Consider the following 17,335-nt stretch of genomic DNA (forward strand, 5'->3'; position numbering starts at 1 on the left):
ACACACTCTTCTAGCTTTCCACACAATTTATTATCATTCTAAACTTTCCACTCTTTTCTCTGCTAATCTCATCAACATGTTCGATAATAACATTAGTTTTTTCTCCAAATTTATGCTTAAATTCATCTTTTAACAATTCATCATATTCTTTCTTATATCTATCTTGGTCAATTTCAAGATATATTCTTATTTCATCCATCTTTTCTTGTACAGTCTGGGCCCTTATAAGAGCATTAGGCATATTTTTAAACAAATTAGCTACATTACCACCATTAACCTTTGCACCATCAGCAGTATATAAGAAATCCAATTTTCTGCCTTGAATCTCTTTGACGATAGGCTTCTCTAATCCACAGCTGCATTTAGCATTAAAGCAATCAAACTTCATTGCATCACCAATTCTATATCTTATTAATGGTGTACCATGCGTTGTGAAGCTTGTCACAAGAACTTCGTCATTACCTTCTTCAAAATGCTCAAAAACTCCTGAAGCTAACTCCATATGCAAAACTTGATCTTTACATTCTGTAACAAAAGGTGCACCTTCACTAGAAGCATACTGATCATAAACTTTACATTTAAAAACTCTTTCTAATAGCTCCCTGCCACTTTGAGTTAACGTTTCAGATGTAGGAAATATTGCAATAGGAGTAAACTCAAGCTTGATATTATGCCTTTCAATAAAACTAGCAATATCACACATTGACATAAAGAACCCATCTATTGCTTGAGGTTTAAATCGATTCAAGCTATTGACATAATACTTCATATTCTGTTCTGTAAGGTGAAATGAAGAATAAATCATTTGTTTACATGCAGCATTATATCTCCAAAAAACTTTCGTTATTTGTTTCGGTGGTATTATATGTTTTCCATTAAAAGTTGCTCTTTTCATCTTTAAGTGTTTAAACCCAACTCTTGACTTAAAATGATCTAACATTGCCATTCGCTTCATCATATCTTCTGGTGTAAATAACACTACAAGTGATTTCCCCGTTGTACCACCTGTATGACCTTCCACAGCTACTTTTCGTGAAATAGTATTTACTCTCTCGATATTACTACGCAGCATTTCTTTGTCAATAATAGGCAATTTTTTTAGATCATCTACAGTCTGTATTTGATTTAGGTTAATGTCTTTATATAAATCACTATAAAAAGGACTCTTATCACAAGCATATTTAATAAAATTTATTAATTCTTTTTGCTGATATTCTATTTTTTCCTTCATCGTAAGATTGTCAAACCTTCGTAAAAAAGCTAAATAATCGTAGTATACTGCACCGTATCTACTCTTATTTCTTTGGAAACCAGAAACTGAAACCATTAGATTTTGAACAAATATAGGTGATTTATCATAAATTTTTTCTAATATTCCCATCACAAGTTCTCCCTATACCACTCTATTGCTGCCTTAATTCCCATTTCAAAGCTCCAACTTGGTAAATATCCAATCATTTCTTGTGCTTTATTTATGTCTGCATTGCTATGTTTAATATCTCCTGTTCTATCCGGTCCAAAAATAGGTTGAATATCTTTATCCAAAGCCTTACAAAGATTATTATAGATATCAATTAAATACTCTCTACCGCCATAAGCAATGTTATATGCATTCCCTGCTGCCTCATGAGATGCCAAACATGCCTTAAGATTAGCTTCAATCACATTCTCAATATATGTGAAATCTCTACTCTGCTTTCCATCACCATTAATCGTAGGAATCTCATTATTAAGTAACTGCTTAATAAATTTAGGAATTACAGCAGCATAAGCTCCATGTGGGTCTTGTCTTCTACCAAACACATTAAAATACCTCATACCGTAAGTATCTAATCCATAGAGTTTCGTATACAACTTCCCATATTCCTCATCTACCTTCTTAGTAAGAGCATATGGAGAGAGTAAATTTCCTTCTCGCCCCTCTTTTTTAGGAAGATTAGGCTCATCACCATATACTGATGAACTTGAAGCATATACGAATTTTTCAACTCCATTTCTTCTAGCTGCTTCCATCATATTTAAAGTACCTTTAATATTTATATCTTCATATAACAAAGGCATCTCAATACTTCTTGGTACACTTCCCCACGCAGCTTGATGAAGAACATAATTAATACCATTACAAGCTTTAGTGCAAGTATCTAAATCCCTTATATCACCCTCAATGAATTCAAAATTAGGATGTTTAATAAACAAATCAACATTTTCTCTTTTACCCGTTGAAAAATTATCTAAAGCCCTTACTTTATATCCTAGATCTAAAATAGCTTCTACTAGATTCGACCCAATAAAACCTGCAGCCCCTGTTACTAAAAACTTGCTTCCTTCTGGAAACTTTATATTTTTATATCCCATGTTATAACCTCCAATATAGGTAGCCCAGATTTTCAGCCTCGTTTTTATTGAACAATCCTTTTACATCTATCAAAACACATTTATTTTCTACATAACGTGCTTCTTTACTTACAGCTGCAACTTCATCTATAACTTCACTCTCGGATTTGAATAATTCCTTAATATTATCTAGTTTCATATTCTTAAACTCATCATGAGAAACAGCAAATATTACGGCATCTATGCCTTTTACTTCTTCGGGTTTACATGGGTGAATCTTATACTCGTGCCACAACTCTTCTTTATCTGCTACTGGGTCTATAACTCTAACCTCCACTCCGTACTGCTCTAATTCCTTAATGATATCAATTACTTTAGTATTTCTAACATCAGGACAGTTTTCTTTAAAAGTCATCCCAAAGATGGCTACCTTAGCTCCATTAACTTGCTTATTAGCTTTTATCATTTTCTTCACTGTATTTTCAGCCACATACTTTCCCATATCATCATTAATCTTTCTACCAGAGAGAATAATTTGAGAATGATATCCCATCTCCTCAGCTTTATATGTTAAATAATACGGATCTACTCCTATACAGTGACCTCCTACCAAACCTGGATAAAATTTAAGAAAGTTCCACTTTGTTCCTGCGGCTTCAAGAACAGCCTGAGTATCAATTCCCATCCTATTAAAAATTATTGACAGCTCGTTCATAAACGCTATATTTATATCTCTTTGTGAGTTTTCTATAACTTTAGCTGCTTCCGCTACTTTAATACTAGCTGCTCTATGAACCCCTGCTTCTACTACTAGTTCATAAACCTTAGCTACTGTATCCAGTGTTTCTTCATCCATTCCTGAAACAATCTTCACTATAGTTTCTAATCTATGAACCTTATCACCGGGATTAATACGTTCTGGTGAATATCCAACCTTAAAATCAATACCACATGTCAAACCTGATTCAATTTCCAGGATCGGTACGCAAATATCCTCTGTAACTCCCGGATAAACGGTTGACTCATATACAACTATAGAGCCTTTAGTTAAATTTCTTCCTAAAGTCCTGCTTGCAGACTCAATAGGTCTAAGATCCGGAGTATGATCTGTATTCACTGGGGTCGGTACAGCTATTATATGAAACTTTGCTTCCCTTAACTTAGTCTCATCAGAAGTAAATTCTACTTTTGTATTTTTTATCGCTATATCTCCAACTTCTTTTGTTGGGTCAATTCCCGATTTATAAAGATTGATTTTTTCTTTGTTAACGTCAAAACCTAATACTTTTACTTTATTAGCAAAAGCTACTGCTATTGGCATTCCTACATATCCAAGACCAACTAAAGATATTTTTTCTTGTTTATTTATAATTCTTTGATATAAATCCATTATCAAAATCTCCCATTAATAATTTTCTTAAAATATTATTATTCATGTTAAAGCTTTATAAATTTCTTCAATATAAGCTTCAATTACTATACGTCTATCAAATTCAATTTCCATCTTTTTTCTTCCGTTTATACCCATTAATTTCTTTTTATCATATGGTAGATTAATAAATTTAATAATAGTTTCTGTTAAGGAATCAGAATTCTTAACTTCAAATCCTAGACCTGTTATCTCTTCATCAAAGGTTTCTAGACACCCTGCCACTCTTGAAGCTAAAATAGGTCTACCAGAAGAAGCCGATTCAAGTAAAGCATTCGAAACGCCTTCATGATATGATGGAAGAATTGTAGCGTTTGATTCTTTAATAAATGAATGGACATCATTTTGTTTACCATGATATATAATAACTCCATTATTCTCATAATTGCTTAATATCTCTTTATACTCTTCTTCAATTCCACCTACTAAATCAAATTGTACGTTAGAGTATCTATACTTAATTGTTTTTGCTGATTCAAGCAATTCATTTATTCCTTTATCTCTCATAATACGTCCAATAAACAAGAACTTGTGTATTTTATTATCAGGTGGATACTCTTCAAATCTATGCTGAATAAGATTTACCCCTGAGCCTGGAACCTGGCGAATATTATCGCCTACAATTCCGTTATCTTTAAATCTTTTTAGATTATCTTTATTTTGAAAGAAAACACAGTTTGCTTTCTTAATACCCAGTTTATATAAGAACAATGTAAGTTTCTGTAATATCCCGTGATTTTCAATTGCTGTACCTAAACCAGTGATATTTGCTATATAGGGTGTTTTAGTGATTCTACATACTATCCCCCCATAAACGTTTGGTTTAATAGTATAAGTAATAACTATATCTGGTTTAATACTCTTAATAATCTTAAAATATTTTTTAAGAAGCATTAAATCTGTAATAGGATTTATTCCTCTTCTATCAATACAAGTATCTATATATATGCATCCCATATCAATTAATGACTGAACGAAATCCCCATTAGGAAGTGAGATATAAATACTATTCCCTTGACTTAATAACTCCTCTATTAACTCTCTTCTAAATTTATATAATCCCGTATCATTATTTGCTAATATTAGAACATTCGCCATTATCTACTCTCCTCACCGAGACACCAACATAGGTTCCAGGTTCAGTTATATCCTTAACCACTAGAGCCCCTGCACCGATTCTGCTACCACCGTATATATTAATGTTATTGCTACAACACTTTCAATCCATATCCAGCTTCTCTTACAAATCCTAACTGCTCAAGCCAGTTTAGCACCTGGAGAGATATGAACATAATCTTCTATCACATTATCGTGATCCAAACTACAACTGGTATTAATAATACACCCCTTACCAATTTTACTTGAACTGTTAATCACTCTCCTACCATAACAATAGATTTACTCTCTATTTCAATTTCAGTTCCAATAATAGAACTTGGATGAAATAATATCATAATAGACGTACCTTTGATTTTATTTCTCCTTGAAATTTTTGCTTGTACTGTTATCTCCTATAGTTACAAAGAAATGTAAATTACATTTATACTTAAATGATTCACCTAACTTTCCGATAATAGGTTGACCTATTCAGTTATTTATACTTTCATCATCAAAAAAATTACATAGTTTTCATTTATTCATTTCTTCCTTTTTTCACTTACGAAACTTTATAGGTTTTGCAGGTGAACCGACAGCAGTACAATAAGAAGGCAAACTTTTAGTCACAACAGAACCTGCTCCAATTACTGTTCCCTCTCCTATTGTTACTCCTTGTATTATTGCTGACCCTGTCCCTATACTTGTACATTTACTTAATCTAACAAAGCCTGAAACATTTACACTTGGTAATATTGTTGAATAATCTTCAATAATTACGTCATGCCCAATTGTACAATCTAAATTAATAATTACATGATTTCCTATCTCTATATCAACTGTAAGTATATTACCCGCACAAATTAATGAACCCTCTCCAAATCTAATTCTATTTGAACAAATAACACTTGGATGAATCAGTGTCGGATATTGATTTTTGCTACCTGACAACCTTTCTATTACTTCCTTTTTATTTATTGGATCCGCTATAGCATTTATTACATATAAATCTTGTTCCTTTAGCCAATCAATATTTCCTACAACTATATGTCCATTAATCTCTTTTCCTAGTACTGATTCATTGTCATCAACAAAACCCACTATATTCCATTCATTTTTAACCTTATTTATATCTTCAATCAACCAGGCAACTTCTCTTCCAAATCCACCTGCTCCAATTATAACTATATTTTTCAAAAAGTCCCCTCCTTAGTACCCATAAATCTTTCCATTGTAGCAGCAGTATCTGAACTTATGCTTTCTCTTATAAACACCTTTTTAAGTGTTATAAAGATTATCTTCCAATCCAACACAAAGCTAACTTTCTTCACATACTCAACATCAAGCTCAAACTTATCTTCCCAACTAATAGCATTTCGTCCATTTATCTGAGCCCAACCAGATAATCCAGGCCTTACGTCATGACGTCTCTTTTGACGTTCATTATATAAAGGAAGATATTCTACCAATAGTGGTCTAGGACCTATAATACTCATATCTCCTGCAAGAATATTGAAAAGCTCGGGCAATTCATCCAAGCTTGTACTCCTCAAAAACCTTCCAAACCTCGTAAGTCTCACACTATCCGGTAGCAAATCCCCATTTTCATCTTTCTCATCCGTCATAGTTCTAAACTTATATAACGTAAATATCTTCTCATTAAGTCCTGGTCTTTTCTGCTTAAAAATAACCGGACTGCCAAGTTTAGTTCGAACTAGCACTCCGACAATCAATAAAACAGGACTTAACACTATAATTGCAACTAAAGATAAAATAAAATCCATTGGCCTCTTAAAAAATCTTCTATATAAACCACCCTTACCAGGCAATTGCAAGGATGGCTTTATATTTCGTTTAATCTCAGTTTGCATCTATACCCACAACCCTTTAATAATCTTACATACTCTATTCAAATCTTCATCAGTCATCTTAGTATCACTTGGAAGACAAATACCTCTATTAAATATATCCTCAGATACACTCAATTGTTTTCCATCTTCATGCTTTACAGCAATACTGTTTATTGTTTCATCCGTTGAAGCAGGAACAAATTCTCTAACATCATCTTCATAATGTGATACAAAATCGTAATCTTTAAATATCGGCTGCATATGCATTGGCTTCCAGACAGGTCTGCACTCTATGTTTTCTTTCTCAAGAGCCAGCATAATGTCAATTGGCTTAACATGTCCACTTAAAGTAATACAGCTTAACCAGCAATTTGATGTACTCCATTCATTGATCGGCATCATTTCTAAACCTTCAAGCTGTTCCAGTTCTCTCTTATAAAACTCATATATATAGTTCTTCTTCTCAACTCTCTTATCTAATACCTTTAACTGACCTCTGCCAATTCCAGCAACAACATTGCTCATACGATAATTGAACCCTACTTCGCTATGTTGATAGTGCCTTGCTTGATCTCTAGCTTGTGTTGACCAGAAACGCACCTTTGCAATTCTCTCTTCATTATAAGATACTAACATTCCTCCACCCGAAGTAGTTATAATCTTATTACCATTAAAGCTAAATATTCCATAGTCCCCAAAGGTTCCAGTATGCTTTCCCTTATAATAAGACCCTAAAGACTCCGCAGCATCTTCTATTAAAATCACATTATATTTCTTACATAACTCAACTATCTTATCCATATCAGCTGAAAGTCCATATAAATGAACTACTAGTACTGCTTTAACCTTAGGATACTTTTCAAAAGCTCTTTCTAATGCTTCAGTACTCATATTCCAGGTCTCATAATCACTATCTATGAATACTGGTACTGCTTTTTGATACATGATAGGGTTGGCAGTCGCTGAGAATGTAAGTGTAGGACAGAATACAATATCTCCCTCCTCTACACCTGCAGCTTTAAGAGCCATATGTATTGCAGCTGTTCCTGAAGATAATGCAGCTGCATGTCCAACTCCTACCTTTGCAGCTAATTCCTTCTCAAACATATTTACATTAGTACCTAAAGGTGCAATCCAATTTGTGTCAAATGCTTCCTTAATATATTCCATTTCATATCCTTCATCACTCATATGGGGTGATGAAAGCCAAATTTTTTCTGACATAAATATGTCCCCCTTATAAATCCATCCAAAATTTTATATATAACTACTTAATTAACCTAAAATTATATTCAAGTCCTTCTTACATTCATATATAAAAATTCTAGTGTACAGTTCTAACCTCATACTTACTTATAAACATCATTAAATAATTCGATGGATAACAAAAACTAGCTACTAACACTATACAATGTGGCTGCCTTACAACTCTCATTTTATTCAAAGTTAAAGAGAGGCCTAAAACTATACCCTTTTCACATGAGTACGCCGTACCCCTCTCCTATAGCTTTAAGTTCTTATGCCTTCCAATAACAACAAATCTCAATATTCAGCTTAAACTAGATTCAAAAAGAACATCCTTCTTTATTTCTGTCTCTTCTATTTCTGCAACACTTATTTTTTCCTTTTCTACAGCTCTACAATAGGTCGGCACTACCTCCGCTATCTTATCCTTAACCTGCTCTCTATTCCCCATATATATTACATCTAATATTTCCTTTATCTGCTTCTTAACAGTATCAAAATCAAACTCTCCAGGCCTTCCTATGAATATCTTCTCATGAGCAGTTTCCATAAGCCCTTCTTCACTCATAAGTAGCTCCTCATACAGCTTTTCACCAGGCCTCAACCCTGTTACCTCTATCCTTATATCCTTGTGAGGCTCCAAGCCAGACAGCCTTATTAAGTCCTCTGCCATATTATATATTTTTATAGGTTTTCCCATGTCCAGAACGAATATCTCTCCACCCTTAGCATAGGCTCCTGCTTGTAGAACTAGCTGTGCAGCTTCTGGTATAAGCATAAAATATCTTGTTATCTCCTCATGAGTAACTGTAACCGGGCCACCGGCCTTTATCTGCTTTTCAAAAAGTGGAATTACAGATCCATTACTCCCCAGAACATTTCCAAACCTTACAGCTACAAATTCTGTACTGCTTATAGAATTTATACTCTGAATCACCATCTCACATAGCCTCTTAGAAGCTCCCATAACATTAGTAGGATTCACTGCCTTATCCGTAGAGATTAAAACAAATCTCTTCACTCCAAACCTATCCGCACATTCTGCGGTGTTTAAGGTTCCCATAACATTATTCTTAATAGCTTCTCCTGGGCTTGTTTCCATAAGTGGCACATGCTTATGAGCTGCCGCATGGAATACTACAGAAGGCTTGTACTCCTTAAATATCTTTTCCAATCTTCTTTTATCTCTCACAGAGGCTATTAAAACCTTCAAATTAAGCTCTGGATAACTTCTTAAAAGCTCATTCTGAAGGTCATAGGCATTATTTTCATATATATCTAATATGATCAATTCCTGTGGCTTATAATTAACTATCTGCCTGCAGAGCTCTGAGCCTATAGAGCCTCCTCCTCCTGTAACCATAACTCTTTGATCCCTTATATACTCTTCAATCCCCTTATTATCAAGCTTCACTTGTTCTCGTCCTAGTATGTCCTTTAAATCAATACCTCTAACCTGACTGATAAAAGGCTTTTCCTTAAGAAGCTCCCAGCCTCCTGGTATAGTCTTTGTCTCACAACCACTTTCACTACAGATTTTAAGCAGCCTTCGCCTTTCTTCCTTATCTAAGGATGGAATAGCAAGTATTATCGTATCAATCCTATACATAGAAGCTATAGCTTTAATTTCTGATACATTTCCCAAAACCTTAATCCCAGATACTATACTGCCCTTCTTATAGGGGCTATCATCTATAAACCCTACTGGTTCATAAGCATACTGAGGACTCATCTTTATATCCTTCAAAATATTTATACCTGCATAACCTGCACCTACAATAAGTACCCTTTTAAATCCAGCCTTATCCACCTTCTTTTCCAATATAGAAAATCTCCTGTAAAGTCTAAAGGCTAATCGAAAGGCTGTGGTGAACATAGTTATTAGTATTCCCGAAAAAATTATTACAGAAATAGGCAGACTACCCGGCAACGCTAAGCTGATACCAAGAATTACAGCGTTGCTTAAAATATTTGAAGCAATAATTGATATAAGTTCATCCACACTTGCATAGCTCCATAGGCTGTTATAAAGATTAAAGGATTTAAAAACGATCATATATAATAGCGTTATTGGTATGAACATCATTTTATAGTGTTCTAAGAAGCTTGTGGGTATATCAAAGGAAAATCTAAAAAATAAAGCCAAAATAAAGCTCACGTTAATGGAGATAATGTCATATAAAACTAAAATAATTTTACGTATCTCTTGTAGTCTCATTCCTCTCCCCCCAAAATAAAAAATACAAAAATGTTTTTATTGAATTAATATTAAGATTAATAACTTTATAGAATACCCTAAAGAAAATATTACCATTTCGTTAATATTTAGTCTAATTATGTGCTCTGTATTTTATTTCCATATGAGAGGAATATATAAGAAATACTAATAAATGCTTGAATTTTTGATACATAATGCATTTTTATACAATTTACAACTTTTAATAATAAGTTTCCTGAGATAAAAATATTTCGAAAACTTATATCCTTAATCTTGCTATTTATTAGGAAGCTACAATTTACTACAGTTTTTTTTTACTTTTTTCTATAACTTAAATCTTCATATAAATTGAGTGATTTCATTACTTATTTACCCTTGACTCATAATATTCTTTTCAATCACTCCTTCTACCTCGTTACTTCTTGCCTCATCATATTTTATTACTCTTATATAAGTAGGAACAACCTCAGCTATCTTATCCTTAACCTGCTCCCTGGTTCCTATACGTACTACATCTAATATCTCCTGTATCTGTTTCTTAACTGTATCAAAATCGAACTCCCCAGGCCTGCCTATAAATATCTTCTCATGGGCTGTTTCCTCAAGACCTTCCTCATTCATTAGAAGCTCTTCATAAAGCTTTTCTCCTGGCCTAAGGCCCGTAACTTCTATTTTTATATCCCTATGGGGTTCATAGCCAGACAGCCTTATTAAATCCTCTGCCATGTCATATATTCTTACAGGGCTTCCCATATCCAGCACGAAGATTTCTCCACCCTTAGCATAGGCTCCAGCCTGTAATACAAGCTGTGCCGCCTCAGGTATAAGCATGAAGTATCTAGTAATATCCCTATGGGTCACTGTTACTGGACCTCCAGACTGTATCTGCCTCTCAAAGAGAGGTATCACTGAACCATTGCTACCCAGAACATTGCCGAACCTTACAGCAACAAATTCAGTTTCACTTCTAGAATTAATCGCCTGTATTATCATCTCACATATCCTCTTGGAGGCTCCCATGACATTTGTTGGATTAACAGCCTTGTCGGTAGAGATCAAAACAAATCTATTAACTCCATACTTATCAGCACATTCTGCTGCATTTAAGGTTCCTACTACATTATTCTTTATAGCCTCCCCAGGGCTTGTCTCCATTAATGGAACATGCTTATGAGCTGCGGCATGAAATACCACAGAGGGTCTACATTCATTAAATATAGCATCCAACCTCTGCTTCTCTCTTACTGAAGCAATCAATACCTTCAGCTTCAGCTCAGGATACCTTCTAGTAAGCTCATTCTGCAAATCATAGGCATTGTTCTCATAAATATCTATAATTATTAGCTCCTGAGGCTTATAGCTGGCTATCTGCCTGCAGAGCTCTGAACCTATAGAGCCTCCTCCTCCAGTAACCATAACCTTCTGATCTTTTATATATTCTTCTATTCCTTCATTATCCAGCCTTACTGGTTCTCTACCAAGAATATCCTCAAGATCAATACCTCTTACCTGAGTGATATAAGGCCTTCCTTCTAAGAATTCCCATACCCCTGGTACAGTCTTTATCTCACAGCCAGTTTCGTTGCAGCTCTTGAGAAGAACACTTCTTCTTTCCTTGCTCAGGGAAGGAATAGCCAGAATTATTATATCCACCTCATAGATCGATACTATCTCCTTTATCTCCTCACTGCTTCCTAATACCTTCACTCCAGAAATTGATCTTTCCTTCTTGTAAGGATCATCATCTATAAAGCCTACAGGCATATAGCAATATTGCGGATTCATTTCTATATCCTTTAAGAGGCTTATCCCCGCATAGCCTGCCCCAACTATTAGTACTCTCTTGTAACTGGACTTATCAACTTTATTCTTAAGGATAGAAAACCGTCTATAGAACCTAAAAACAAGTCGAAAGGCTGCGGTGAAGATGCTTGTCAATATTCCAGCGAATATAATTACCGAATAGGGAAGCCTGGAAGGCATAAATATATTTATAATTAGTATCACAGAATTACATAATACATTTGCCTCAATAATAGAAACAAGCTCATCTATACTGGCATAAGTCCATAAGCTTCTATAAAGATTAAAAACCTTAAAGGTAACAATATATATCAGTGTTATAGGTATGAGCATTAATTTATAGTTATCTAGCAAATCCCCAGGTATATCAAAGGAGAAACGAAAAAATAAGGCTAAAATTAAGCTCAAGTTGATGAAGAAAATATCACATAAAGCTAAAATTAACTTTCGAACCTTTTGTATTTTCATTCCTTCCCTCCTTTCAACACTCAATATCCAAAAAAGGAATATTATTTAATAATTATTCATCAATTAAGTATAATAACTTAACAAATTAAAGCCTCTATATATAACCAATGACCATTATATTTATAAATCTATATCTTAACTACCCTGTGTAATATATCCAAATAACCGTAAGCCTATCTACTAGCTATTACACTATTAGTATTTTAGGTAAAATATAACAAAATATTATGAAGTATTTATTAATCATAAAGATTTTATTTTAATTGAATAATAGTTTTTATTAACGTATTCTATTTTACTATAATATGACTAATTTACAATATGTATATTTAAAATATAATGTAAATTCTTAATATTTTCTTCAATTATCATCAATTTATTAACAAAATATCAAAATTATATTATTATAATAATTTGGCTTATTATATATCAAAATAATCGGTAAGTTTTTCTACTTGTTTATTCATCTGGGAAGCATAATAATTCATTTCTTCCACTTAAAAATCAATAAATATTTAATTCAAAAAATAACCTCTGCTAAAATAAACAGAGATTATTACAATTTAAGAACAAAAATAAAAGATGCCTTCAATGAATCCTCAAGTAGATATGAATACCGTAGAATTCATTCTGTAATAAAATCAGATGGAACTACTGTATCCGAAAAGATAGTTCTCCGGATAATGAAGGAAAAGAATCTATCAGTCCTAAATATCAAACGGAAAAAACATAGTTCCCACAAGGGCGAAATTAGTAGTGAAGTTGAAAACGTCATTGAGCGAGATTTCCATGCTGATAAACCTAATAGCAAATGACTAACGGATATAACTGAATTTCATATTCCCGCAGAGAAAGTATATTTTCACCAATCATTGATTGTTTTGATGGGTTGCCGCTAGTTGGACTATTGGCACATCTCCAAATGCTGAGCTAGTAAATACAGTGCTCGATCCAGCTGTTTCAGTTCTTGGAGAAAATGAAAAAAACAATATTCATTCAGATCGTGCACGGCATTATCGTTAGTCCGGATGGATTTATCCCATGAGAAATTCAGGCCTCACACGTTCTATGTCTAGGAAGGCGGGCTCTCCTGATAATTCTGCCTGTGAAGGATTCTTTGGCAGGTTAAAGAATGAAATGTTTTACGGATATTCATGGGCTGGTATTAATATTAAGCAGTTTATAGACCAGCTTAATAAATATATGCAGTGGTATGCTAAAAAGCGGATTAAGCTATCACTTGGAGGAATGAGTCCGATAGACTATAGAAAGAGTCTGGGATTTGCCATTTAAGGTCCAACAAAACGTCCGCGTCTCCACTGACCTAATTTTAGGTTAGCATAAACATCCTATATATCATTCATTTTTGAATGTATATTAATTCAATTATTCTTATGATTAATCAATATTAAATTTGAATCTACATCATTTATATATAATAATTAAAATATTAAAATCTATAAAAATAACCTCCACTAAATTAGCAAAGGTTATCACAGTATTATTCTTTATTAAACACTTTAATTTATTTATTTTATATATCTTTACAATATTCTTCTAGCCTTATAAAAGCTCCAAATAGTAGAAATCTTCACTACGTCCCCAGCTTTAGGAGAATGAATTATTTGATTATCTCCTACGTATATTCCAACATGATCAGCACTGGTAAATACAATGTCTCCAGGCTTTAAATCACTTTGTGCTACAGCTGAACCTGCATTAACCTGATCATAGGTAGTTCTTGGTACATTAATTCCAAAGTTCTTATATACATATTGTACATATCCCGAACAGTCAAAGCCATTAGGGGTTGTACCTCCCCATACATAAGGAATACCTAAGAACTTTTTAGCATATTCTACTACCTCAACGCCATTATTAACACGTTCAATATATATTTGAATAGCTTCTATGCTCTTAGCTTGTCCTTTAGTACCTGCCCACTGTCCGTTACTTACCCATGGCATCCAGCCAATATCTTCTACATGAGCTCTATATTTTACTATATACCCTGAAGCTTCATTCTCCTTAGAATCCTTCAAGGATACTGATATAGCTTCTATCGGCAGCGCCCTTCCCGTTGTTCCAGCATTATTTCCTTCATTAGTAACAGGCATGTCTCCTATACTCCTCACATGAGCCTTGTACTCTATCTTGAAATCATCACTAGGCGATGATATATTAATTGCTTCCATAGGCAATGCTCTTCCAGTAGTTCCCGAAATATCACCATCGCTTACAGAACTCATCCAACCTATATTGGAAACATGAGATTTATAATTTATAGAAACATTTCCCAGTGCATCTACCTTTATTCCATTAGCAGCAATTACTGATGCAATAATTAGAGATGCAAACATTAATTTCTTTTGTATTTTTTTCATATTACCCCCCGGTATATTTGTATAAAGATATTATTCGACTTATACCTTTATCCCCTTATTTGCATTTTTACTTATTATATAATTTATTTTAATAATATATTAAACAATATACTGGCATTTTATCACTTTATTACCATTTTAATCAACAGATTTCATGTTAATAAATTGTTAATTTGTAACTTAATGTTATTAAAATCGTTTATTACTGTTGCTTTCTTTTAAAACTGGCTCATCTTCAGTTATCGCACGAAATATTCTCATAATATACACATATAGAATGTTAATGATGAATCAAATTCACCTGACAATCTACAATATTTTAAATAACAGTTACTAATTATTCCAATAATTTAACCATGAATTATTAGATATATGTCTGTAGTTTTATGAAGTATTTAAAAAAAGTCATTTGATGTATAGACAGGCAATATAAATTTCAAAAGTATACGACAAAGAGTCTTCACCAGCACTTAGTGAAGACTCTATAATTCTATTAAAATGAAATTTTAGTTATGATTATCATTTAGTATTGCAAAACACACTATTTTACATTCTATTTAATAAATATGATTTTTTATCAGTAATTTCTTTTAATGAGTAATTCTCTTCTACTGCTGAATAATTATCTCTATCCTCTCTATAATAGGTAGGTACTACTTCCGCAACTTTATCCTTAATCTGTTCCTTTGTACCAAAAGCAACTACATCTAGAAGCTCATTTATTTGTCTCTTAACTTCATGAAAGTCAAACTCTCCAGGTTTTCCAATAAATATTTTCTCATGATCTGTATTTTTTAGTCCTTCTTCATCCATAAGTAGCTCTTCGTAGAGCTTTTCTCCGGGTCTAAGTCCTGTTACCTGAATTTTTATATCTTTATGAGGTTCATATCCTGATAATCTAATAATATCCTCTGCCATATCATATATTCTCACGGGACTACCCATATCCAATACAAATATCTCACCACCTTTAGCATAAGCTCCTGCCTGCAGCACCAGCTGAGCTGCTTCCGGGATCAGCATAAAATACCTTGTTATGTCTTTATGGGTAACTGTTACAGGACCACCTTCTTGAATCTGATTTTCGAAAAGTGGAATTACTGAGCCGTTGCTCCCTAGTACATTTCCGAATCTTACAGCTACAAACTCCGTTCTACTCTTAGTATTAATAGATTGAATAATCATTTCGCAGATTCTCTTAGAAGCCCCCATTACATTTGTTGGATTTACGGCCTTATCGGTGGATATAAGAACAAACCTATTCACTCCATATTTATCTGCACATTCCGCAGTATTAAGTGTACCCATAACATTATTCTTTATTGCTTCACCAGGACTAGTCTCCATTAGCGGAACATGCTTATGTGCTGCTGCATGGAATACCACAGACGGCCTATACTCCTCAAATATCTTTTCGAGCCTCTTTCTATCTCTTACAGAAGCAATTAAAACAGTCAAATTAAGTCCTGGATGCTTCCTAAGAAGCTCATTTTGAAGATTATAAGCATTATTTTCATAGATATCTAGAATAATCAGCTCCCGGGGCTTAAAGCTTATTATCTGTCTGCAAAGTTCAGAACCAATAGATCCTCCTCCCCCGGTTACCATAACTCTTTGATTTGTTATGTATTCCTCAATGCCTTCATTGTCCAGTTTGACTGGTTCTCTTCCTAAGATATCTTTTAAATTAATACCTCTTACCTGATTAATATAGGATCTATCCTTTAGAAGCTCCCATACTCCTGGCATAGTTTTTACTTCACAGCCAGTTTCACTACATATTTTAAGGAGCTTTCCCCTTAATTCCTCTCCTAGGGAAGGGATAGCCAGTATTATCAAGTCTATTTCATACATATCAGTAATTGCTTTAATATCATCACTACACCCTAAAACTTTTATTCCAGATATAAGTTTATTTTTCTTAAAAGGATTATCATCTATAAATCCTATCGGCTGATAGCAGTAATGAGGATTTCTTTCTATATCTTTTAAAAGATTTATGCCAGCATAACCAGCTCCCACAATAAGTACTCTCTTAAAATCAACTTTATCCACCTTATTCTTCAAAATAGTAAATTGCCTATAAAATCTAAAAGCTAATCTAAAGGCCATAGTAAACATCGTTATCAATATTCCTGAAAAAATAATAACAGAATAAGGAAGATAATCTGGTAATATTATATTAATGCCTAAAATAATTAAATTGCACAGAACATTAGCTGTTGCAATGGTTATTACCTCATCAATCCCAGCATAACTCCACAAACTATTGTAAAGATTAAACAGCTTAAAGAATAATACGTAAATTAACGTTATAGGTATAACAAACATTTTATAAAGCTCTATTAGCTCTCCTGGCACATTAAACCCAAAACGAAAAACCAAAGCTAATATAAAACTAAGGTTGATAACGAATATGTCACATAAAGCTAATATAAGCTTACGCACCCTTTGTAGTCTCATTTTTGCCCCCCTTTATTACCCATAAAAACAAATAATTACATAACTG

13 protein-coding genes are annotated in these 17,335 nt (G+C 33.4%); 2 read left to right on the forward strand and 11 right to left on the reverse strand.

Going from position 1 to position 17,335, the window contains the following annotated elements; translation table 11 throughout:
* Window positions 1-10: 10 nt before the first annotated feature.
* The 9 genes from ACPWSR_RS04150 to ACPWSR_RS04190 all read right to left on the reverse strand — a co-directional run bounded on the left by ACPWSR_RS04150 (window position 11) and on the right by ACPWSR_RS04190 (window position 12,442).
* Window positions 11-1,381, reverse strand: a complete 1,371-nt coding sequence (locus tag ACPWSR_RS04150; RefSeq protein ID WP_426350443.1) for a phenylacetate--CoA ligase family protein — start codon at window positions 1,379-1,381, stop codon at window positions 11-13.
* Window positions 1,381-2,355 carry an SDR family oxidoreductase gene (locus ACPWSR_RS04155; protein WP_426350444.1) on the reverse strand — a complete coding sequence of 325 codons (975 nt, stop codon included), beginning with the start codon at window positions 2,353-2,355 and terminating at the stop codon, window positions 1,381-1,383. The genes ACPWSR_RS04150 and ACPWSR_RS04155 overlap by 1 nt, the downstream gene beginning before the upstream one ends.
* Window position 2,356: 1 nt before the next feature.
* Window positions 2,357-3,724, reverse strand: a complete 1,368-nt coding sequence (locus ACPWSR_RS04160; protein ID WP_426350445.1) for a nucleotide sugar dehydrogenase — start codon at window positions 3,722-3,724, stop codon at window positions 2,357-2,359.
* Between the two features lie 42 nt (window positions 3,725-3,766).
* On the reverse strand, window positions 3,767-4,861 hold the full coding sequence (locus ACPWSR_RS04165; protein ID WP_426350446.1) for a glycosyltransferase family 4 protein: 1,095 nt from the start codon (window positions 4,859-4,861) through the stop codon (window positions 3,767-3,769).
* A 555-nt stretch (window positions 4,862-5,416) separates the two neighbouring features.
* On the reverse strand, window positions 5,417-6,055 hold the full coding sequence (locus ACPWSR_RS04170) for an acetyltransferase (RefSeq protein ID WP_426350447.1): 639 nt from the start codon (window positions 6,053-6,055) through the stop codon (window positions 5,417-5,419).
* Complete coding sequence (locus ACPWSR_RS04175; protein ID WP_426350448.1) at window positions 6,052-6,729, reverse strand: sugar transferase; 678 nt, start codon at window positions 6,727-6,729, stop codon at window positions 6,052-6,054. The genes ACPWSR_RS04170 and ACPWSR_RS04175 overlap by 4 nt, the downstream gene beginning before the upstream one ends.
* Window positions 6,730-7,932, reverse strand: a complete 1,203-nt coding sequence (locus ACPWSR_RS04180) for a DegT/DnrJ/EryC1/StrS family aminotransferase (protein WP_426350449.1) — start codon at window positions 7,930-7,932, stop codon at window positions 6,730-6,732.
* A gap of 325 nt (window positions 7,933-8,257) precedes the next feature.
* Window positions 8,258-10,171, reverse strand: a complete 1,914-nt coding sequence (locus tag ACPWSR_RS04185) for a polysaccharide biosynthesis protein (RefSeq protein ID WP_426350450.1) — start codon at window positions 10,169-10,171, stop codon at window positions 8,258-8,260.
* Window positions 10,172-10,540: 369 nt separating this feature from the next.
* A complete protein-coding gene (locus tag ACPWSR_RS04190) occupies window positions 10,541-12,442 on the reverse strand; it encodes a polysaccharide biosynthesis protein (protein ID WP_426350451.1) in 1,902 nt (633 codons plus the stop codon).
* 455 nt (window positions 12,443-12,897) lie between these two features.
* Here ACPWSR_RS04190 and ACPWSR_RS04195 point away from each other — a divergent pair, with 455 nt between their 5' ends.
* Together ACPWSR_RS04195 and ACPWSR_RS04200 are read left to right on the forward strand one after the other, a co-directional pair.
* Window positions 12,898-13,257, forward strand: coding sequence for an IS3 family transposase (locus tag ACPWSR_RS04195; RefSeq protein ID WP_426350452.1), 360 nt, complete (start codon window positions 12,898-12,900; stop codon window positions 13,255-13,257).
* A 253-nt stretch (window positions 13,258-13,510) separates the two neighbouring features.
* Window positions 13,511-13,735, forward strand: coding sequence for an IS3 family transposase (locus ACPWSR_RS04200; protein ID WP_426350453.1), 225 nt, complete (start codon window positions 13,511-13,513; stop codon window positions 13,733-13,735).
* A 251-nt stretch (window positions 13,736-13,986) separates the two neighbouring features.
* On the opposite strand, the gene ACPWSR_RS04205 is transcribed toward ACPWSR_RS04200, so the two are convergent.
* Both ACPWSR_RS04205 and ACPWSR_RS04210 read right to left on the reverse strand, forming a co-directional pair.
* A complete protein-coding gene (locus ACPWSR_RS04205; RefSeq protein WP_426350454.1) occupies window positions 13,987-14,826 on the reverse strand; it encodes an NlpC/P60 family protein in 840 nt (279 codons plus the stop codon).
* Between the two features lie 546 nt (window positions 14,827-15,372).
* Window positions 15,373-17,289 (reverse strand): polysaccharide biosynthesis protein, encoded by a 1,917-nt coding sequence (locus ACPWSR_RS04210; protein ID WP_426350455.1) that lies wholly within the window; start codon window positions 17,287-17,289, stop codon window positions 15,373-15,375.
* Window positions 17,290-17,335: the final 46 nt, after the last annotated feature.

Origin of the sequence: Alloiococcus sp. CFN-8, assembly GCF_049943125.1 — a bacterium.
GTDB lineage: Bacteria > Bacillota > Clostridia > Clostridiales > Clostridiaceae > JAEXZL01.

Bases quoted from the DNA above. Each gene is read 5' to 3' on its own strand.
- ACPWSR_RS04150 (WP_426350443.1), bottom strand. From the start codon at position 1,381: ATGGGAATATTAGAAAAAATTTATGATAAATCACCTATATTTGTTCAA.
- ACPWSR_RS04155 (WP_426350444.1), bottom strand. From the start codon at position 2,355: ATGGGATATAAAAATATAAAGTTTCCAGAAGGAAGCAAGTTTTTAGTA.
- ACPWSR_RS04160 (WP_426350445.1), bottom strand. From the start codon at position 3,724: ATGGATTTATATCAAAGAATTATAAATAAACAAGAAAAAATATCTTTA.
- ACPWSR_RS04165 (WP_426350446.1), bottom strand. From the start codon at position 4,861: ATGGCGAATGTTCTAATATTAGCAAATAATGATACGGGATTATATAAA.
- ACPWSR_RS04175 (WP_426350448.1), bottom strand. From the start codon at position 6,729: ATGCAAACTGAGATTAAACGAAATATAAAGCCATCCTTGCAATTGCCT.
- ACPWSR_RS04180 (WP_426350449.1), bottom strand. From the start codon at position 7,932: ATGTCAGAAAAAATTTGGCTTTCATCACCCCATATGAGTGATGAAGGA.
- ACPWSR_RS04185 (WP_426350450.1), bottom strand. From the start codon at position 10,171: ATGAGACTACAAGAGATACGTAAAATTATTTTAGTTTTATATGACATT.
- ACPWSR_RS04190 (WP_426350451.1), bottom strand. From the start codon at position 12,442: ATGAAAATACAAAAGGTTCGAAAGTTAATTTTAGCTTTATGTGATATT.
- ACPWSR_RS04200 (WP_426350453.1), top strand. From the start codon at position 13,511: ATGTCTAGGAAGGCGGGCTCTCCTGATAATTCTGCCTGTGAAGGATTC.
- ACPWSR_RS04205 (WP_426350454.1), bottom strand. From the start codon at position 14,826: ATGAAAAAAATACAAAAGAAATTAATGTTTGCATCTCTAATTATTGCA.
- ACPWSR_RS04210 (WP_426350455.1), bottom strand. From the start codon at position 17,289: ATGAGACTACAAAGGGTGCGTAAGCTTATATTAGCTTTATGTGACATA.